The organism is Telluria sp. LT2P34 (assembly GCF_059685915.1).
The window spans coordinates 135,740-153,523 of the sequence record NZ_JCASIN010000005.1 but is presented as its reverse complement, the minus strand read 5'-3'; the positions used below and the strand labels follow the sequence as shown (position 1 = coordinate 153,523).

The following is a 17,784-nucleotide window of genomic DNA, read 5'->3' as shown; positions in this document are numbered from 1 at the left end:
GCTATGCTCGCCAGACAACCTGTCCGCTTTTCCACTTTCCCATTGCCGCCCATGACCCGATCCGTAACCGCCCTCGCCTGCGGCCTGTCCCTCTCGATCATCCTGCAGGCGCCGCCGGCGCTGGCAAAGACGCCGGTCGCCACCGGCAGCGGCGGCGCCGTCGCCACCATCAGCGAACAGGCCTCGCAGTCGGCGCTGGCCATCCTGAACCGCGGCGGCAATGCGGTCGACGCGGCAGTGGCAGCCGCCGCCACGCTGGGCGTGACCGATCCCTTCAGCTGCGGCATCGGCGGCGGCGGTTTCATGCTCATCTACCTGGCAAGGGACAAGCGCGTCGTCACCATCGACAGCCGCGAAACCGCCCCGGCCTCGTTCACGCCCGCGGTCTTCCTCGACAATGGCAAGGAGCGCGACTACGAGCAGGCGATCGCCAGCGGCGCCGCGGTCGGCGTGCCGGGCACGGTGCGCGGCTGGCACGAAGCGCTGGAACGCTACGGCACGATGAAGTTCAAGACGGTGCTGGCGCCGGCGATCGACGTCGCCAACAAGGGTTTCAGGGTCAGCGCCACGTTTCATCAGCTGACGCAGCAGAACGAACCGAAATTCCGCCAGTTCGGCAGCACGGCCGCGCTCTACCTGCGCGGCGGCAAAGCGGTGCAGGCTGGCACGCTGCTGCGCAATCCCGACATGGCAAAGGCCTATCGCGCCATCGCCGACCGTGGCCAGCGCGCCTTCTACGAAGGCCCGATGGCGCGCGCCATCGTCGATGCCGTGAACCGCCCACCGGTGGCCGGCAGTGCGAGCGTGCGGCCCGGGCAAATGACCCTGGCCGACCTGGCCAATTACGAGGCGCGCATCCGCCAGCCAGTGATGAGCAGCTACCGCGGCTACCAGATCGCCGGCATGCCGCTGCCGAGCAGCGGCGGCATTGCGGTGGCCGAGGCGCTCAACATCCTCGAAGGCTACGACCTGAAAGCCATGCCGCGCGCGCAGGCCGAGCACCTCTACCTGGAAGCGAGCCGGCTCGCCTTTGCCGACCGCAATGCCTATCTCGCCGACCCGGAATATGTCGAAGCGCCGGTCGCCGGCCTGCTCTCGAAAGGGTATGCGGGACAGCGCCGCGCCGCGATCGACGTGAACCGCGCCGCCGCCAGGGTTGTGGCCGGCGACCCGTATGCCTGGCAGGCCGACCCGAGCGTGCCGCTGCGCCCTGCCCCCGCGCGCCGGCTCGGCCAGGAAAGCGCGCACACGACACATCTGACCGTCTCCGACAAGGAGGGCAATGTGGTCTCCTACACCTTCACCATCGAATCCTGGGGCGGCAGCGGCATCGTGGTGCCGGGCTACGGCTTCTTGCTGAACAACGAGATGACCGACTTCGATTTTTCAGGGCCGCACCCGAACGTGCCGGAAGCCGGCAAGCGCCCGCGCAGCAGCATGGCCCCGACCATCGCCTTCAAGGACGGCAAGCCGGCGTTTACCATCGGCAGCCCGGGCGGCGCGACCATCATCACGACCGTCCTGCAGACGATCGTGAACCACATCGACTTCGGCATGCCGATGGATGCGGCCCTGAACGCGCCGCGCCTGTCCGAGCGCAACGGCACGGCCACCTCGGTCGAACCGGGTTTTGCCGCCACCCCGCAGGCACGGGCTCTGGCCGCCTTCGGCCACAAGTGGGAAGATCCGGCCGAAGAAATCGGCGCCGCCAACGCCATCGTGTTCAACCCGGATGGCACGGTGACGGCGGTCAGCGAAGGGCGCCGCCACGGCGTCGGCAGCGCGCTGGTACAAAAGATGGGTCATTAAGGTAACACTGGCAGAAGCACACGGCAGACAAGCGGCGTATGCTAAGAGAATATTTCCAAACACCAAGAGACCACCACCATGACCCGATTGACAGCAAAAGATTTCGATCCCGAAGTACTGGAATTATTCGACGGCTATGTGCACGGACAACTGTCGCGCCGCGACTTCCTGGCCGCCGCTTCGCGCCACGCGGTCGGCGGCCTGACGGCGGCAACCTTGCTGGCGCAGCTGTCGCCTTCCTTTGCCGCGCCCCTGGTCACGCCGACGGACAGCCGTCTGAAGACCAGCTACGAGGAGTTCCCTTCCCCGCGCGGTTACGGCAAGGTGCGCGGCTACATGGCGGTTCCCGCGAATGCCAAGGGCAAGCTGCCGGCCGTATTGGTGGTGCACGAAAACCGCGGCCTCAATCCCCATATCGAGGATGTCACGCGGCGCATGGCGCTCGAAGGCTTCATCGCTTTCGCGCCGGACGCGCTGCATCCGCTGGGTGGCTATCCGGGCGACGAAGACAAGGCGCGCGTGCTGTTCCAGAAGCTGGACCAGGTCAAGACCCGGGCCGATTTCCTGTCCGCGGCGGACGCCCTCAAGACCCTGCCCCAGACGACCGGCAAGTTCGGCGTCGTCGGCTTCTGCTATGGCGGGTCCATGGCGAATTACCTGGCGACCGTGATGCCCGACCTCGGCGCCGCGGTGCCCTTCTATGGCGGCCAGGCCAACGTCGCCGATGTGCGCAGGATCCGGGCGCCGTTGATGGTGCACGACGCAAGCAAGGACACGCGCATCCTGGCCGGCTGGCCCGCGTTTGAAGAAGCGCTCAAGGCGAACAAGGTCGAGTACCAGCACTTCGTGTACGAAAACACGGAACACGGCTTCAATAACGATACGACCCCGCGCTACGACGAGGCGGCGGCCAAGCTGGCCTGGAGCCGCACCGTCGCGTTTTTCAAAGCCAAGCTGGCCTGATCCGCGCTGCCGGCCTGGCGGTTCAGGCCAGGCGCCCGACCGGGAAGGCGTGCGGTGCGGCCTCGAGGCCACGCCAGCGCCAGGCCACTGCCGCCACGGCCAGCAGCACCGATGCGAGCGCGGCCACTGGCAGCAGGGGTGTATTCAACATGCGCCCTGCCAGGGCGCCTAGCATCAAACAGGCGCCCAGCGACAAAGCCTGCCACAGCACCAGCGGCAGGCCGCCGGAACCGCTGTGGCGCGCATGGTCGCGCAGGGTCGCCGCCAGCATCGGCAAGGTCAGGCAGCAGAGACAGGCCTGCATCCAGAATGTCGACGCTGTGGCCCCGGTGAGCGCCACCACGCACAGCACGCCAATCGATACGATCGCCCAGTCGGTCAGCGCGGCCAGCAGCAGGCGCGACGCGAGCAGGCGGTTGAACGCAGCGGGCGCTCCGGGCATGCTTGGGACCAGCCGCACCAGGCCCTGCTCGGCACGTGTGACGGACAGCCGTATCAGACGGCGTTCGCCGTCGAACAGCGGCAGCAGCAGGACCGTCGACAAGGCAATCCAGAAGCTGGCGGCCAGTCCCGTGAGCGTGTCCGCGTCCGCCACGCGGCGCATGACGGCCATGACGACGGCGATGATCCCGACCAGGAGGGCCATCGACAGCAAGCGCCCGACGGGATGCACGCCTGATTCCAGCAGCTGCATCAGCAGGACTCCGGCATCGCGGCGGGCACCCATGCGCCGCGAGGCGGCGTCGTTGATCCACTGGCCGATGCGCGGCAGCGGGGCCTGCCTGGCGCGCGCCTCGACGCTGGTTCGGTCGCTGGCCCGTTTTTGCACCGCCCGCAGGCGGAAATGGCGCTCGCCGCCATGCGGGAACATGGCGCCTAGCGTAAAGGCGCCCAGGGCCAGCATCAGCAGCACGGCCAGCGCCAGCACCGGCGCGCTGCCCAAGAGCGGATACCATTCGCGCGGCACGGCGCTGTTGGCGAAGAGCCCGATCGGGATCACCATGACCATCAGCGCGCCGGCACTGTGGCCGCTGCGCGCCAGGCCTCCCAGGATCAGGGCAAGGCCGGCGCCAAGCACGACCAGGATCGGCGCCACCGGGCTGCCCAGCGCCAGGGCTGCGCTGCAGCCGACAACGGCCAGCCAGGCCAGCGCCGTCATCTGCATCGCCCGACGGCGCATGCGCGGCACCAGTTTCGCATTGGCCGGGGTGTTGAGCTTGATCGCACCATCGATGAACATCATCAGCCAGCCGCAAGCCGGCAGGGCGTAGACGGCACGCAGGGCGTTGACCGCCACCTCGAGCGGGTCAAGCGTCTTCATCCAGGCCAGCGCACCCGCCGCGAGCGCGCCCAGCAGCGCCGCGCCAAGCAGGACGGCATGCACGTGCGGCCGCTGCAGCGCCATTGCGGCGCGCAGCAATACAGCATAGTCACGCAGCGCGGCCTTCATTGCGTCACCTCGATGAACAGGTCTTCCAGGCTGATTGCCTCTGTGCGAACGCCGCTTTCGAGACCGCGCGCACCTTCGAGCAGGTCGTCGAGCTGGCCCTGCAGGGTGATTTTTCCATCCTTCAGGAAGGCGACATCGAGCGCCACCCGCTCCAAGTCGGACAGGATGTGGGTCGAGAACACGACCGTGGTGCCGTGTTCGATGACGCTGTCGATCAGCTCGCGCAGGAACTCGCGGCGCCCGACCGGGTCCAGGCTGGAGACCGGTTCGTCGAGGATCAGCAGCTCCGGATCGGGACCGAGGGCGCGGATGATCGACAGGCGCTGCTGCTCGCCGCCCGAGAGTTTGCCGATCGCCCTGGACTGCATGAGCGCATCGAAGCCCCAGCGCGCCAGCAGCGCGTCGGTCCTGGCGTCATTCCAGCGCGGGTACAGCGCCTTGAAGTAATCGAGCATCTGGCGCGGCGTGAGCCAGTCGAACAGCTCGGACTTCTGCGGCACGAAGCCGATCCGGGCGCGCGTGGCGTCCGACAGGTTCGCGACGTCCTCGCCGTAGATGCGCACGCTGCCCGATTCCGTTTCGCGCAGCCCGAGCAGGCATTCGAGCAGGGTCGACTTGCCGGCGCCGTTGCGGCCCAGCAGGCCGACCACCTGGCCCGGCATGATCTTCCAGTCGAGGCCATTCAATACGGTCTGGCTGCCAAAACGCTTGCTGATCGAGGACATTTCGACGATCGGAGCAACGATCGGAGCGACGGTCGGTGAGCTCATGCTTGTTCCTTCAGGATTTGGGTGAGGAGAGAAAGGACGGTGTCGGAATCGAGTTCGAGCTGGCGTGCTTCGAGCGCGGCGCGCTCCAGGATGGGACGCAGCAGCGCGGCGCGGCTGGCAGTGCTGTGGCTGGCGCCGCTGCGCTCGGCAACGAGCATGCCCAGGCCGCGGCGGCGCGCCAATACGCCTTCCATCTCGAGCAGGTTGTAGGCCTTCGAGACGGTCATCGGATTGAGCGCGAGGGCGTGCGCAACCTCGCGTACCGAGGGCAGCGCGTCGCCGGGAGCCATCTGGCCGGCCGCCACCAGGCGGCGCACCTGCTCGACGAGCTGGCGGTAGATCGGCTCGGGAGAGCCGGTACTGATCGAAAAAAGCTGGGCGGAGTGGGTTGTCATGGTGTCTGCTGTATTAGTTGATTAATACAGTAGACTAGATCGGAAGCGATGTCAATACGAAATATCAACAATGTCGATCAGAGGGCTTGTCCAGAAAAGGCTGGGAGGATTGGCAGCGTGCGGACGTAAAAAAACGGCCCGTCCAAATATGGAGCGGACCGTTCTGCGATGTGCCGGAACGGCAGATCGTTTTATGGACGGCGGGTGGTCGTCGTCGTGGTGGTCGTGGTGCCATGGGTCGCATCGTCGATCACTTCTTTTGCATCGCCGACCTTCTTCTGGACCTTGCCTTCGGCCTGATTCACCAGGCCCTTGGCTTCCTGCTCGCGGCTGTCGATTGCATCGCCGAATTCTTCCTGAATCTTGCCGCCGATTTCTTTCAGTTTGCCCGCAACTTGGTCTTGATTCATGCTGTTCTCCTCAAAGTCAGGCCCGGATGGCCATGCATTGAAGCCATCATAAGCCCCACTTCCTGGCTCTTCCGTTACCACCCGCACACAAGGATCACATTTCGAAAAAGAAAAACCGGGGACATGTGAACTGTCCCCGGTTTCTCGTTCGATACTGCCCAGACGATTACAGGTGCGGCGTGATTGCCGGCATCAGGTCGTCGAAGGTGCGGCCGCTGGCGTTTTCGCCGATGGCATGCATCTTCCACTCGCCGTTGTGGCGGTACAGCTTGGCCATCACCTGGGCGGTGTGGGCGCCCTGCACCGACAGGTCGTAGCGCGCCACTTCCTTGTTGCCGCTTGCATCGAGCAGGCGGCAGTAGGCGTTTTGCACTTGCGAGAAGTTCTGGCCGGTGAAGCTGTTCACCGTGAACACCAGCGACCGGATATTCGCCGGCACGCCGGACAAGTCGACGTTGATCTGTTCGTCGTCGCCATCGCCGGCGCCGGTGCGGTTGTCGCCGGTGTGGACCACGCTGCCGTCCTTGCTTTTGAGCTGGCGGAACCAGACCGTGTCGACCGGGCGGTTCGACTCGTCGAACATCACGACCGAGGCGTCGAGGTCGACGCTTTCGGTCTTGGCGCCGAAGCCGAGGAAGCCCTTGGACTTGATGGCGTCCCAGCCCAGGCCCATCGTGACACGGGTCAATGCTCCACCGCCCTCTTTCGAGAGCGAGATTTTCTGGCCTTTTTGCAGACTGACTGTCATTGCATTACTCCTTAGTTGGCTTACTTCGCGGGCGTTTGCATCCAGGCCTTGAAGGCGGCACGGTTACGCGAACACACGTAGACCTTGCCCTTGCCCGAAAAGCGCAGGACCATGCCCTCGCCGCTGGTTTGGCTGTTGATCAGGTTACCCAGGAAACCACCGCTGGTGCCGGTCGTGATCGAGATCTCGTAGCGCAGCGTGCTGTCCCAGCACACCACGTGCGAGTTGTCGATGATTGCATCCTTGCCCGGCTCGACATCGAGCACCGACATCGACCCGAAGCCCGACACCGCCACCTGCCCCTGGCCACCGGTCTCGGTGACGAAGAAGCCGCCGCTGTTGGCGAAGAGCGCATTGCCGATGTTCTGGGTGCGCACCTTCAGCTCGACGCCGGACGAAGCAGCGACAAAGGCGCCGTCGCTGAGGATGTAGTTGTTCGGGCCGACGTCGACGATCTGCATCGCACCCGGCAGCGTCGGCGACAGCAGGCAGTCGCCCGCACCGCGCGTCGCTTCGATGTGCTGCTGGAAGAAGGACTCGCCGTTGGCGAAGGTGCGCATCAGCGCGCTGCCGATACCACCGCGCATCTTGCCTTTCAGGTCGAGGGTCGATTCCATCATCACCATCGCGTCGGATTCGCAATAGATGGTCTCGCCCTGTCGCATCGACACATGCAGGAAGGGATCGACATCCCCGGTCACGGTAAAAGTTGGCATGTTGAAGTGGCTTCCTTTTGGCGGTTGTTAATTTACGCTGGAATCAAACGTTGACGCCGTAGTTCTTGGCCAGTGGCCCGAGGCCGCCCTTGAAGCCCTGGCCGATGGCGCGGAACTTCCACTCGGCGCCGTTGCGATAGACCTCGCCGAAGACCATGGCCGCTTCGGTCGAGCCGTCTTCCGACAGGTCGTAGCGGGCGATTTCCGCGTCGCCGCTGGCGTTGACGCAGCGGATGAAGGCCTTGCCGACCATGCCGAAGTTCTGGCGGCGGGTCTCGGCGTCGTGGATGGTCACGGCCAGCACGATCTTGTCGACATCGGCCGGCACCTTGGCCAGGTCGACGCTGACGTATTCGTCATCGCCTTCGCCGGCGCCGCTGGTGTTGTCGCCCGAGTGGACGACCGAGCCGTCGGCCGACTTCAGGTTGTTGTAGAAAATGAAGTCGGCGTCCGAACGGACCTTGCCGGACGCGTTCAGCAGGAACACGGCGCCGTCGAGGTCGAAGGCGGCGCCGTCGGTGGCGCGCGTATCCCAGCCGAGGCCGACCTTCAGGTTGGTCAGACCGGGTGCTTCTTTCGACAGGTTGACGTTGCCGCCTTTTTGCAGACTGATTGCCATGATGTGTATCTCCTAAGTGGATAACTTATTGTTGAACACCGGTAAACCACGCGCAGCGAGCTGGTGTTCTGCCGCTCGCCGTGCGGTTTGTTGGCGCAGCGCTTGTGGCGCTGGGCGACATTCTGTGCTGCTGTGCTTGCGGTGTACCGCGTGGGCTCGAGAGCCCACGCTACAACTGCCCGGCTCTCGTAGGGTGGAGTCCCGACTCCACGCAGTAAACCTTACGCTATCTGCTTCTCATGCTCTTCCACTGCGGGATGCTTCTTCTTGTACTGGATCGAGGACCACAGCGAGGCCACGATGAAGGCCACGCCGGTCAGGCCGGTCACCAGCTCGGGCACGTGCATCTTCATACTGACCAGCATGATCACGGCCAGGATGCCGATCGCGTAGTGCGCGCCGTGTTCCAGGTACACGAACTCGTCGAGCGTGCCCTTCTTGACCAGGAAGACCGTCATCGAACGCACGAACATCGCGCCGATGGCCAGGCCCAGCATGATGATGACGACGTCGCTGGTGATCGCGAAGGCGCCGATCACGCCGTCGAAGCTGAACGATGCGTCGAGCACTTCGAGGTAGAGGAAGCCGCCGATACCGCCCTTTTTGACCATGTCGCCGACGTCGCCGCCCGCTTCTTCGCTCTTTTCCAGCAGGCCGCTGATCATGTCGACACCGACGTAGACCAGGATGCCCCAGATACCCGCGATCAGGACGATCATCCTTTGTGCGTCTTCCACGAAGGTCGAGGCGAACAGCAGGGCAGCCAGGGCCACCATCACCGCGATCGACGACACGCGGCCCATGGAACCGAGCTTGCGTTCGAAAGTGCCCAGCCAGTGCGTTTCCTTCTCGTCGTCGAGCAGGAAGTTCAGGAAGACCAGCAGCAGGAACATGCCGCCAAAGGCCGCCACTTCCGCATGGTGCGCCGTCAGGTGCCCGGAGAAGGCTTTTGGATTGGTCAGCGCCAGGTTCCACACCTCGGCCGCGCCCAGGTCGGCCGCGACAGCGACAATGACCAACGGGAATACCAGGCGCATGCCGAACACGGCGATGATCATGCCCAGGCCGAGGAACAGTTTGAGCCAGAATTCGTTCCAGTTTTTCAGCACCGAGGCGTTCACCACGGCATTGTCGAAGGACAGCGAGACTTCCATGATCGACAGGATGACGGCGACGCCGAGTGCCGTCATGGCCCCGGACGTGCCACCCTGCTTGAAGCCCCACCAGGCGGCGATGGCCAGACAGACGATTGCGACGAGGATCGATCCTCTAAAGTGTTTCATGTTGAATTTTCCCCATTGTGAAATTGATAGGACGCAGTGTAACGCACACACAATCCTTGAAAAAGCGAAGATAATCGAATGATTACTTCGGAAAAACGGAAGACATGAAAAACGCCAGCACAAATTTCCGGCATCTATATTACTTCTGGGTGGTCGCCAAGGAGGGTAGCATCACGCGCGCGGCCGAGCGGCTCGGCCTGGCCGTGCAAACCGTCAGCAGCCAAATTACGCTGCTTGAACAAGCGGTCGGCAAGGTCTTGTTCACCCAGCAGGGCCGGCGCCTGGTGCTGTCGGAAGCCGGCGAGGTCGCGCACAAGTATGCCGACCAGATTTTCCTGCTCGGCGAACAGATGCAGGAAGCGCTCGACGGCGACGGCAACCTGCGTACCCGCCTCACCGTCGGCATCGCCGATTCCCTGCCCAAACTCACCGCTTTCCGCCTGCTCGAGACAACGACCCGGCTTGCCATGCCGGTGCGCCTGGTCTGCTTCGAAGACCAGCACGAAGCGCTGCTGGCCGATCTGGCGCTGCACAAGCTCGACGTGGTGCTGACCGACCGCGCCCTCTCCACCGGCAGCACCCTGCGCGTGTTCAGCCACCTGCTGTTCGAAAGCGAAATGACCGTAGTCGGCACGGCAGGCCTGGCGGCGACCTATTCGGAAGATTTCCCGAAGAAACTGAACGGCGCGCCTTTCTTGCTGCCGACGCGGAATAATGCATTGCGCATCAAAATCGACGAATGGTTCGAATTGCAGGGGGTGCACCCCGATATCGTCGGCGAGTTCGAGGACAACGCCTTGCTCAATACCTTCGGGCGGCGCGGCCTCGGCCTGTTCTTCGCGCCGGCGGCGCTGGCGAGCGACCTGCTCGAGCAATTGCAGGCGGTGCTGGTCGGGCGCGTGCCCCAGGTGCGCGAACAGTTTTATGCGATCTCGAACGAGCGCAAGATCCAGCATCCGGCCGTCGCCGCTATCCTCGCTTCCATGCACTGAGGGACCGGCGCTGCTCCCCCTGCGGAAGTCCGTTTCCGCTTGAGTTGTACAATGCATATCGGCAGTACCTTTTATCAACTCACCGTTTCTATGGAAAATATTTTATTTCTCGTTCTGGCGCTGTTCCTCGTGGCGCTGAACGGCTTCTTCGTCGCAGCGGAATTCAGTATCGTCACGCTGCGCAAGACACGGGTGCGGGCGATTGCCAAGACCACCGGCTTGCGCGGGCGGATCCTGTCCAAGGTCCACGGCCAGCTCGACGAATACCTCTCGGCCTGCCAGCTCGGCATTACCCTGGCTTCCCTCGGCCTGGGCTGGGTCGGCGAACCGGCCTTTGCCAGCCTGCTCGAACCGGTCTTCGCCATGCTCGGCGTGACCTCGCCGCAAGTGATCCACGGCGTGTCCTTCTTCGTGGCCTTCAGCGTCATTTCCTTCCTGCACATCGTGGTCGGCGAGCTGGCCCCGAAATCGCTAGCGATCCGGATTCCGGAAGTGGTCGCGCTGTGGTGTGCGCTGCCGCTGTATGGTTTTTACTGGGCCATGTACCCGGCAATCTGGGTGCTGAACAAGAGCGCCAACGGCGTGTTGCGCGTGGCGGGCCTGGCCGGTTCCGGCAGCCACGAGACCCATTACTCGACCGACGAACTGAAACTCATCCTGCGCACGAATACGAGCACCAACACCGGTAGCAGTACCGGCGGCGGCAAGGACAAGTTCACCCACGACGAGCGCCACATCCTGGCGCAGTCGCTCGAATTTTCGGAAATGGCCGCGTCCGACCTGATGCGCCCGATTAACGAAGTCATCGCCCTGCACGAGGATCTGTCGATCGAGGAAAACCTCGACACCGTGCGCCGCAACCGGTTCTCGCGCTATCCATATTTCGACGAGGAAGGCGAGGAAGTACTCGGCGTGATCCACCTGAAAGACCTGTTCTTCGCCCAGCAGGCCGGCAAGGAGATCAGCGATTTGTCACCCTACCTGCGCCCGGTCGAGACGATCTCGGCGCGCACGCCGGCCCAGGACATCTTCCGCCGTTTCCGCACCGGGGCCCCGCACTTCGCGCTGATCGGCGAAAAGGGCAAGCGCCCGGTCGGCTTCATCACGCTCGACAACCTGCTGGGCGCGATGGTCGGCGAGATCCGCGACGAATTCCGCATGAACGAGAACGACTGGCTGCCGCAGGCGGACGGCACCTATATCGGCAAGGCCAGCCTGCCGATCTATTCGCTCGAGCGCCTGCTCGGCATCGACATCGACAACGAGGAAATGGGCCTGGACGATGTCGAATCGGTCGGCGGCCTGCTGATGGAAAAGCTGGGCGATATCCCGAAACAGGGCCAGCGCATCGAATTCCCGAAGTTCGACGTGGTAGTCAAGAAAACCAATGGCCCGCGTATCCTGCTGGTGAAGGTGATCCCGCAACTGGCGCGCGGCGACGCCGAAGAGCGCGGCTGACAGCCCCGCACAGCCCAAACGTGCGCGCGATCGGGCGGGCTATAATTTCCTCTTTCATAAGATCTCCTTTCTGCATTGGAAAACAGCATGTCCGTACATACGCGCCATAACGTGTCCGTTTCCGGGCGCGGCAAGGCCACGATGGTCTTTGCCCACGGCTTCGGCTGCGACCAGGCCATGTGGCGCATGATGGCGCCGGCCTTCGAAGACCGTTTTCGCGTGGTCAAGTATGACCTGATGGGCAGCGGCAGCTCGGAGCTTGCCCTGTATGACCGCGACAAGTACGCCACGCTGGACGCCCATGCCGCCGACCTGCTGGAAATTGTCGAGGAATGCGCCGAGGGGCCGGTGATCTTTGTCGGCCATTCGGTCAGTTCGATGATCGGCATGCTGGCCACGATCGCGGCGCCGCAGCGCTTCGCCGCGCAGATCATGATCGGACCGTCGCCCTGCTACATCAACGACGGCGACTACATCGGCGGCTTCTCGCGCGGCGACATCGAGGAGCTGCTCGACACGATGGACTCGAACTACCTTGGCTGGTCGAGCAACCTGGCGCCGGCGATCATGGGCGCGCCGGGCCAGCCGGAGCTGGCGCTGGAACTGACCACCAGCTTCTGCCGCAACGATCCCCAGATTGCCCGGCACTTCGCCGAAGTCACCTTCCTGTCGGACCATCGCGCGGACGTGCCGCGCTCGTCCATCCCGGCGCTGATCCTGCAGTGCAGCGACGACCTGATCGCGCCGCGCAGCGTCGGCGATTACCTGAACCGCCACCTGCCGCAGAGCGCGTTGCACGTGATCGACAACATCGGCCACTGCCCGCACATGAGCGCGCCGAGCGCCAGTACGCTCGCGATCAACCACTTCCTGGACGCGCACCTGCGATGATCATGGACAGGACGCTGCCTGAGGTTGGGTTGCTGTACGAGCAGGCCGGCTGCGGTCTGCTCGTCACCGACCGCAGCGGCCTGGTCCTGCGCGCCAACGCGACCCTCTGCGCCTGGCTCGGTATCGAAGCGGACGCGCTGGTGGGAACCAGGCTGCACGACCGGCTTCCGATCGGGGCGCGCGTGTTTCACCAGACCCATTGCGAACCGATCCTGCAAATGCAGGGCTCGATCGCGGAATTGCAGATCGAAGTGCTCGATTACCAGCAGCAGCGCGTACCGATGCTGGCCAACATCGCGCGCCGCCGCCATGGCGATACGGTGCACGACGAATGGGCGCTGTTCGTGGTCAGGGATCGCCGCTCCTACGAACGCGAGCTGCTCGCGGCGCGCAAAAGCGCCGAGCGCGCCCTGGCGGCCCAGCTCGAAGCGGAGACGAAACTGCGCGCGCTCAATGCCGAGCTGTCCGACGCCGACCGCCGCAAGGACGAGTTCCTGGCCACGCTGTCGCATGAACTGCGCAACCCGCTGGCGCCAATGCGCAGCGCCCTTGAAGTGCTCAAGCTGGCCCGCACCGACGGCCCGCCGCCGGCGCGCCTGCTGGGCATTTTCGATCGCCAGCTGCACCACCTGACGCACCTGGTGGACGACCTGATGGACATCTCGCGCATCACCCAGGACCGCATGGAGCTGCGCCGCGCCCCGGTCGCGCTGGCCGGCATCCTGCAAAGCGCGGCGCACGACACCTCGGCCCAGATGGCGGCGGCCGGTCATACGCTGACCATGACCCTGCCCGGGCCGGATGTGGTCGTGGATGCCGACGTCACGCGCCTGACCCAGGTGGTCGTCAACCTGCTCACCAATGCGGCCAAGTACACGCCCGACGGCGGCGCCATCACGCTGCGCTCCTGGATTGAAAACGATCAAGCGCTGATCGAAGTGCGCGACAACGGCATCGGCCTTCCGCCCGAGGCGCTCGACAGTGTCTTCGGCATGTTTTCCCAGCTCAAACCGGCGCTCGACCGCTCGATGGGCGGCCTGGGCATCGGCCTGGCACTGGTGCGCGGCATCCTGACGCTGCATGGCGGCAGCATCAGCGCCGACAGTGCGGGCGAAGGCCTGGGCAGCACCTTCACCGTGCGCCTGCCGCTCGCCCCCGGCGCGGCGCGCGCCGTGGCCGCGCCGGCGCAAGCCCAGGGCATGCACGCGCGGCGCATCCTGATCGTCGACGACAACGCCGACGCCGCCCACACCCTGGTCATGTTCATGGAATTGTATGGCTGCACGGCGCGCGCCGTGCACAGCGGCGAAGCGGCGCTCAGCGCGGTCGGCGAATTCGCGCCCGAAGTGGCGCTGTTCGACATCGGCCTGCCCGACATGAACGGCTACGAACTGGCGCGCCGCACGCGCGCCCTGCCCGGCGGCGCCGGCATGCTCCTGATCGCCGCCACCGGCTGGGGCCAGGAAGCGGATAAACGCCTGGCGATGGATGCCGGCTTCGACCACCATCTCACCAAGCCGATCGATTTCGAACGATTAAGGTCCTTGCTGGCCTAGGGTGGGCACTCTAGCTCGCCTCGCGCGCCCCCGCCCATTCCGTAATGAGCGAATAACCCACGGCCAGCAGCACCGGGCCGATGAACATCCCGACGAAGCCAAAGGCGAGAACGCCGCCCAGCACGCCCAATAAGGTGAGCAGGAAGGGCAGGCTGGTGCCGCGGCTGATCAGCATCGGCCGTACCACGTTGTCGACGCCGCTGATCAGGAAGGCGCCCCAGACCAGCATGAAGATGCCCCAACCGGTGCTGCCCTGGGAAAACAGCCAGATCGCCGCCCCGCCCCAGATCATCGGCGGCCCCACCGGGACGAGCGAGAACAGGAATACCATCACCGACAGCAGCGGCACCGCCGGCACGCCGGCAATCGCAAAGCCGATCGCCGCCACCAGCGCCTGCGCCAGCGCCGTGCCGAGCAAGCCGTACATGACGCTGCGCGTGGTCTGGCCGATGATGTCGGTGACGGCCTGGGCGCCCTCGCCCATCGCTTTCCTCATCATCGCCGAGGTCACCGCGATCAACGCATTGCCGTCGCGGTAGAGGAAGAAGCTGACAAAGGCGGCCAGGCTCATCTGCACAACGCCGCCGCCCAGCATCAGGCCGCCGGCCATCAGGTATTTGCGCGCCGGCTCCAGCATGCGCTGGGCCAGGGCCAGCATCTGGTCGCGGCTGGCGACCAGCTGGCGCAGGTAGCTGTCGACCCATTCGCCGAGGAACGGCAGGTCGCGCACCCAGCTTGGCGGCAGCAGCTCGCCGTGTTCGATTGCATTGCGCAGCTCGCCGAAGGTAGTGGCGACGTCGTCGGCCAGGTTGTAGGCGACGGTGGCCAGCGGAATGATGACCAGCAGGGTCAGCGAGAGCGTCATCGTCAGCGCCGCCAGCGAGCGGCGGCCCTTCATCCAGGACAGGACCCGCAGGTAGAGCGGCCAGGAAGAAATGACGACGGCGGCGGCGAACAGGATCGCCGGCAGGAAGGGTTTCAGAACGAAGAGGCAGCCCAGCGTGAGCAGGACGACGGTGGCGATGCGGGTGTAGTTCCTTGCTGGGCGCTCTTCCATTCGGGGTGCGTGTGTCGTTACTTGATTAAAGCAGTTGGCGCAGGTCGTGGACGATCGGAGCCGGCCCCTGGCCGTGGCGCAGGAACAGGCGCACCCTGCCGTCGCGGTCGAAGACATAGCTGCCGGCCGTGTGGTCGACCGTGTAGCTGCCCGGTTCCGTACCCTTGACTTTGGCGACAAAAACCTTGAATTCCTTGGCCGTCGCCGCCGTCTGTTCCGGCGTGCCGCGCAGGCCGAGGAAACGCTTGTCGAAGGCCGGCACGTATTCGGACAGCACCTGCTGGGTGTCGCGTTCGGGGTCGAGGGTGACGAACAGGACCTGTACATCGTCGGCGGACGGGCCGAGCTCCTTCATGACGGCGGCCATTTCGGCCATCGTGGTCGGGCATACGTCGGGACAATGGATGTAGCCGAAGAAGAGCACCACCAGCTTGCCCTTGAAGTCGGCCAGGGTGCGCGCCTTGCCGGTGTGGTCGGTCAGCGAAAACCCTTTCGCATAATCGAGCCCGGTCAGGTCGGTATTCTGGAAGGCGGCGGGCTTCGAGGACAGCTTGTCGCAGCCGGCGGCGAGGACCGCCAGCGCGAGCATCGACGCAATGATCAGTTTTTTCATCTCGAGAGCGGCCAATTAAAACCGAAAATAATGGTCGACCAGCAGCGCCGCGAACAGCAGCGACAGGTAGACGATCGAAAAAGCGAAGGCCTTGCGCGCCGTCTGGTCGGTGTAGTGCTTGTGCACGCGCCATGCATGGCGCATGAACATCAGGTTCAGCACGACCGCCGCCGCCAGGTAGATCAGGCCGCTCATGCGCACCGCGAAGGGCAGCATCGTGGTCGCAAACAGCGCCAGCGAGTACAGCCAGACCTGGTGGCCGGTGTAGTCCATGCCGTGGGTAATCGGCAGCATCGGCAGGCCCGAGCGCGCGTAATCGTCGCGCCGGTACATGGCCAGCGCCCAGAAATGCGGCGGCGTCCACACGAAAATGATCAGCACCAGCAGCCAGGCCTGCATCGGCACCTCGTTGGCCACCGCGGCCCAGCCCAGCGCCGGCGGCATCGCGCCCGACAGGCCGCCGATGACGATGTTCTGCGGCGTGGCCGGCTTCAGGTAGATGGTGTAGACGACGGCGTAGCCGACGAAGGTGACCAGGGTCAGCCACATCGTCAGCGGATTGACGAGCGTGTACAGGATCAGCATGCCGAGGCCGCCGATGATGCCGGAGAAAACGAGGGTCTGGTTGCGCGTCAGTTCGCCGGTGGAAGTGGCGCGGCGCGCGGTGCGCGCCATGCGCGCGTCGATCTCCGCCTCGATCAGGCAGTTCACGGCAAAGGCGGCGCCGGCCAGCAGCCAGATGCCGGCGGTGCCGGCGATCAGGACGCGCCAGCCGGGGAAGCCGTCGGTGGCGAGGAACATGCCGATGACGGCGCAGAACACCGCAAGCTGGGTGACCCGTGGCTTGGTCAGCGTCCAGTACTGGGCGATGCGGTTGAGCGGTTGGATGGCGGTCTGGGTGGTCATCGATACGAGTTCGCAAGGGCGTCCGCATTCGCGGGGCTGCGCTGCGACACGTCGAGTAAGGTCTTGACCCTGTAGTTTAACATGGTCACCAGTACCACAAGGACCGCGGCGCCGGCATTATGCAAGACGGCGATCGCCAGCGGGAAGTTGAAGAACACCGTGGCCACGCCCGTGAACAGCTGCGCGACCAGGGCCAGCGCCAGCAGGCGCCCGGTGCGGCCGAGCGCCGGCTCGCGCATGGCGCGCCAGGCGGTCCAGCCCAGCACCAGCGTCACCACGATCGCGAAATTGCGGTGCACCCAATGGATGGCGACCAGGGCCGGGAACAGCAGGTAGTCGCCGGCCGCCGTCATGCCGAGCTGGCGCCACAGCGTGAAGCCATGCTCGAAGTCCATGTCGGGCACCAGCTGTCCGTCGCACAGGGGGAATTCGTCGCAGGCCAGGGTTGCGTAGTTAGTGCTTACCCACCCGCCGAGGGCGATCTGGACGATCAGCACCAGCGCCGCCAGCCGGGCCAGGGTGCGCAGTCCACGCAGGCCGCCCGGGTTCGGGCTCGGGACCAGTGGCGCCAGCAAACGGTCCTGGTGCGCGCCCAGCCACACCAGCATGGCCAGCAGCAGCATGCCCAGCAGCAGGTGGATGGTGACGATCACCGGCTGCAATTTGAGGGTTACGGTCCAGGCGCCGAAGGCGCCCTGGATGCAGACGAAGACGAACAGCGCGACGGGAATCGCCGGCGCAAACGCTGGCAAGCGGGTCTTGCGCCACTGGCGGATCGACTGGAACATCAGCGCCATGATCAGCACGCCGATGCCCATGGCCAGGTAGCGGTGGATCATCTCGATCCAGGCCTTGGCCTGCGTCACCGGACCGGTCGGCATCGCCGCTTCGGCCGCGGCGATCTGCTCGTGGGCGATAAACGGATTGGCCGCGCCGTAGCAGCCCGGCCAGTCGGGGCAGCCCAGGCCCGAGTCGGTCAGGCGGGTAAAAGCGCCGAAGACGATCAGGTCGAAGGTGAGGAAGGCCATCACCCAGACCAGCTTGCGGTATTTGTTGGCGTCGCTCGACAGCCAGACCATGGTCAGCGGGATGCTGGCCACGAACAGGCCCATCAGTGCAAGCTGGAACAGGGTGCCGGCGCTCATGCT

18 protein-coding genes are annotated in these 17,784 nt (G+C 64.9%); 6 read left to right on the top strand and 12 right to left on the bottom strand.

Going from position 1 to position 17,784, the window contains the following annotated elements; translation table 11 throughout:
• The first annotated feature begins 51 nt into the window (after nucleotides 1-51).
• Together ggt and AC56KZ_RS15075 are read left to right on the top strand one after the other, a co-directional pair.
• Entirely contained in the window at nucleotides 52-1,809 is a 1,758-nt protein-coding gene (gene ggt / locus AC56KZ_RS15080) for a gamma-glutamyltransferase (RefSeq protein ID WP_497162996.1), read from the top strand.
• Nucleotides 1,810-1,887: 78 nt separating this feature from the next.
• Nucleotides 1,888-2,772: a dienelactone hydrolase family protein gene (locus AC56KZ_RS15075; RefSeq protein ID WP_497162995.1), complete on the top strand. Its 885-nt coding sequence runs from the start codon at nucleotides 1,888-1,890 to the stop codon at nucleotides 2,770-2,772.
• 22 nt (nucleotides 2,773-2,794) lie between these two features.
• On the opposite strand, the gene AC56KZ_RS15070 is transcribed toward AC56KZ_RS15075, so the two are convergent.
• From AC56KZ_RS15070 to AC56KZ_RS15035, 8 genes are all read right to left on the bottom strand, one after another.
• Entirely contained in the window at nucleotides 2,795-4,222 is a 1,428-nt protein-coding gene (locus AC56KZ_RS15070; protein WP_497162994.1) for a hypothetical protein, read from the bottom strand.
• Nucleotides 4,219-4,992, bottom strand: coding sequence for an ABC transporter ATP-binding protein (locus tag AC56KZ_RS15065; protein WP_497162993.1), 774 nt, complete (start codon nucleotides 4,990-4,992; stop codon nucleotides 4,219-4,221). The genes AC56KZ_RS15070 and AC56KZ_RS15065 overlap by 4 nt, the downstream gene beginning before the upstream one ends.
• Entirely contained in the window at nucleotides 4,989-5,387 is a 399-nt protein-coding gene (locus AC56KZ_RS15060) for a GntR family transcriptional regulator (RefSeq protein WP_497162992.1), read from the bottom strand. The genes AC56KZ_RS15065 and AC56KZ_RS15060 overlap by 4 nt, the downstream gene beginning before the upstream one ends.
• A 191-nt stretch (nucleotides 5,388-5,578) precedes the next feature.
• Complete coding sequence (locus AC56KZ_RS15055) at nucleotides 5,579-5,797, bottom strand: CsbD family protein (RefSeq protein WP_497162991.1); 219 nt, start codon at nucleotides 5,795-5,797, stop codon at nucleotides 5,579-5,581.
• Nucleotides 5,798-5,963: 166 nt separating this feature from the next.
• Nucleotides 5,964-6,545, bottom strand: a complete 582-nt coding sequence (locus AC56KZ_RS15050) for a TerD family protein (protein WP_497162990.1) — start codon at nucleotides 6,543-6,545, stop codon at nucleotides 5,964-5,966.
• 20 nt (nucleotides 6,546-6,565) lie between these two features.
• Nucleotides 6,566-7,261, bottom strand: coding sequence for a TIGR00266 family protein (locus tag AC56KZ_RS15045; RefSeq protein ID WP_497162989.1), 696 nt, complete (start codon nucleotides 7,259-7,261; stop codon nucleotides 6,566-6,568).
• Between the two features lie 43 nt (nucleotides 7,262-7,304).
• Entirely contained in the window at nucleotides 7,305-7,880 is a 576-nt protein-coding gene (locus AC56KZ_RS15040; protein WP_497162988.1) for a TerD family protein, read from the bottom strand.
• A gap of 221 nt (nucleotides 7,881-8,101) precedes the next feature.
• The gene (locus tag AC56KZ_RS15035) at nucleotides 8,102-9,163 is read right to left on the bottom strand and encodes a DUF475 domain-containing protein (protein ID WP_497162987.1); all 1,062 of its coding nucleotides are present in this window, start codon (nucleotides 9,161-9,163) and stop codon (nucleotides 8,102-8,104) included.
• 104 nt (nucleotides 9,164-9,267) lie between these two features.
• On the opposite strand from AC56KZ_RS15035, the gene nhaR reads away from it, so the two are divergent.
• From nhaR to AC56KZ_RS15015, 4 genes are all read left to right on the top strand, one after another.
• Nucleotides 9,268-10,155, top strand: a complete 888-nt coding sequence (nhaR, locus tag AC56KZ_RS15030) for a transcriptional activator NhaR (protein WP_497162986.1) — start codon at nucleotides 9,268-9,270, stop codon at nucleotides 10,153-10,155.
• A gap of 90 nt (nucleotides 10,156-10,245) precedes the next feature.
• The gene (locus AC56KZ_RS15025) at nucleotides 10,246-11,613 is read left to right on the top strand and encodes a hemolysin family protein (protein ID WP_497162985.1); all 1,368 of its coding nucleotides are present in this window, start codon (nucleotides 10,246-10,248) and stop codon (nucleotides 11,611-11,613) included.
• Between the two features lie 87 nt (nucleotides 11,614-11,700).
• Nucleotides 11,701-12,504, top strand: a complete 804-nt coding sequence (locus AC56KZ_RS15020) for an alpha/beta fold hydrolase (RefSeq protein ID WP_497162984.1) — start codon at nucleotides 11,701-11,703, stop codon at nucleotides 12,502-12,504.
• Between the two features lie 2 nt (nucleotides 12,505-12,506).
• Nucleotides 12,507-14,060 (top strand): hybrid sensor histidine kinase/response regulator, encoded by a 1,554-nt coding sequence (locus tag AC56KZ_RS15015; RefSeq protein ID WP_497162983.1) that lies wholly within the window; start codon nucleotides 12,507-12,509, stop codon nucleotides 14,058-14,060.
• 10 nt (nucleotides 14,061-14,070) lie between these two features.
• Here the strand turns inward: AC56KZ_RS15015 and AC56KZ_RS15010 are convergent, their stop codons facing one another.
• Genes AC56KZ_RS15010 through AC56KZ_RS14995 form a run of 4 tightly spaced genes read right to left on the bottom strand, consistent with a single transcriptional unit; the run spans nucleotide 14,071 to nucleotide 17,781 of the window.
• Entirely contained in the window at nucleotides 14,071-15,117 is a 1,047-nt protein-coding gene (locus tag AC56KZ_RS15010; protein ID WP_497162982.1) for an AI-2E family transporter, read from the bottom strand.
• Nucleotides 15,118-15,142: 25 nt separating this feature from the next.
• Entirely contained in the window at nucleotides 15,143-15,730 is a 588-nt protein-coding gene (locus AC56KZ_RS15005; protein WP_497162981.1) for an SCO family protein, read from the bottom strand.
• Between the two features lie 15 nt (nucleotides 15,731-15,745).
• Nucleotides 15,746-16,636: a heme o synthase gene (cyoE, locus tag AC56KZ_RS15000; RefSeq protein WP_497162980.1), complete on the bottom strand. Its 891-nt coding sequence runs from the start codon at nucleotides 16,634-16,636 to the stop codon at nucleotides 15,746-15,748.
• Entirely contained in the window at nucleotides 16,633-17,781 is a 1,149-nt protein-coding gene (locus AC56KZ_RS14995) for a COX15/CtaA family protein (protein WP_497162979.1), read from the bottom strand. The genes cyoE and AC56KZ_RS14995 overlap by 4 nt, the downstream gene beginning before the upstream one ends.
• Nucleotides 17,782-17,784 lie beyond the last annotated feature (3 nt).

Bases quoted from the DNA above. Each gene is read 5' to 3' on its own strand.
- ggt (WP_497162996.1), top strand. From the start codon at position 52: ATGACCCGATCCGTAACCGCCCTCGCCTGCGGCCTGTCCCTCTCGATC.
- AC56KZ_RS15075 (WP_497162995.1), top strand. From the start codon at position 1,888: ATGACCCGATTGACAGCAAAAGATTTCGATCCCGAAGTACTGGAATTA.
- AC56KZ_RS15070 (WP_497162994.1), bottom strand. From the start codon at position 4,222: ATGAAGGCCGCGCTGCGTGACTATGCTGTATTGCTGCGCGCCGCAATG.
- AC56KZ_RS15065 (WP_497162993.1), bottom strand. From the start codon at position 4,992: ATGAGCTCACCGACCGTCGCTCCGATCGTTGCTCCGATCGTCGAAATG.
- AC56KZ_RS15060 (WP_497162992.1), bottom strand. From the start codon at position 5,387: ATGACAACCCACTCCGCCCAGCTTTTTTCGATCAGTACCGGCTCTCCC.
- AC56KZ_RS15055 (WP_497162991.1), bottom strand. From the start codon at position 5,797: ATGAATCAAGACCAAGTTGCGGGCAAACTGAAAGAAATCGGCGGCAAG.
- AC56KZ_RS15050 (WP_497162990.1), bottom strand. From the start codon at position 6,545: ATGACAGTCAGTCTGCAAAAAGGCCAGAAAATCTCGCTCTCGAAAGAG.
- AC56KZ_RS15045 (WP_497162989.1), bottom strand. From the start codon at position 7,261: ATGCCAACTTTTACCGTGACCGGGGATGTCGATCCCTTCCTGCATGTG.
- AC56KZ_RS15040 (WP_497162988.1), bottom strand. From the start codon at position 7,880: ATGGCAATCAGTCTGCAAAAAGGCGGCAACGTCAACCTGTCGAAAGAA.
- AC56KZ_RS15035 (WP_497162987.1), bottom strand. From the start codon at position 9,163: ATGAAACACTTTAGAGGATCGATCCTCGTCGCAATCGTCTGTCTGGCC.
- nhaR (WP_497162986.1), top strand. From the start codon at position 9,268: ATGAAAAACGCCAGCACAAATTTCCGGCATCTATATTACTTCTGGGTG.
- AC56KZ_RS15025 (WP_497162985.1), top strand. From the start codon at position 10,246: ATGGAAAATATTTTATTTCTCGTTCTGGCGCTGTTCCTCGTGGCGCTG.
- AC56KZ_RS15020 (WP_497162984.1), top strand. From the start codon at position 11,701: ATGTCCGTACATACGCGCCATAACGTGTCCGTTTCCGGGCGCGGCAAG.
- AC56KZ_RS15015 (WP_497162983.1), top strand. From the start codon at position 12,507: ATGGACAGGACGCTGCCTGAGGTTGGGTTGCTGTACGAGCAGGCCGGC.
- AC56KZ_RS15010 (WP_497162982.1), bottom strand. From the start codon at position 15,117: ATGGAAGAGCGCCCAGCAAGGAACTACACCCGCATCGCCACCGTCGTC.
- AC56KZ_RS15005 (WP_497162981.1), bottom strand. From the start codon at position 15,730: ATGAAAAAACTGATCATTGCGTCGATGCTCGCGCTGGCGGTCCTCGCC.
- cyoE (WP_497162980.1), bottom strand. From the start codon at position 16,636: ATGACCACCCAGACCGCCATCCAACCGCTCAACCGCATCGCCCAGTAC.
- AC56KZ_RS14995 (WP_497162979.1), bottom strand. From the start codon at position 17,781: ATGAGCGCCGGCACCCTGTTCCAGCTTGCACTGATGGGCCTGTTCGTG.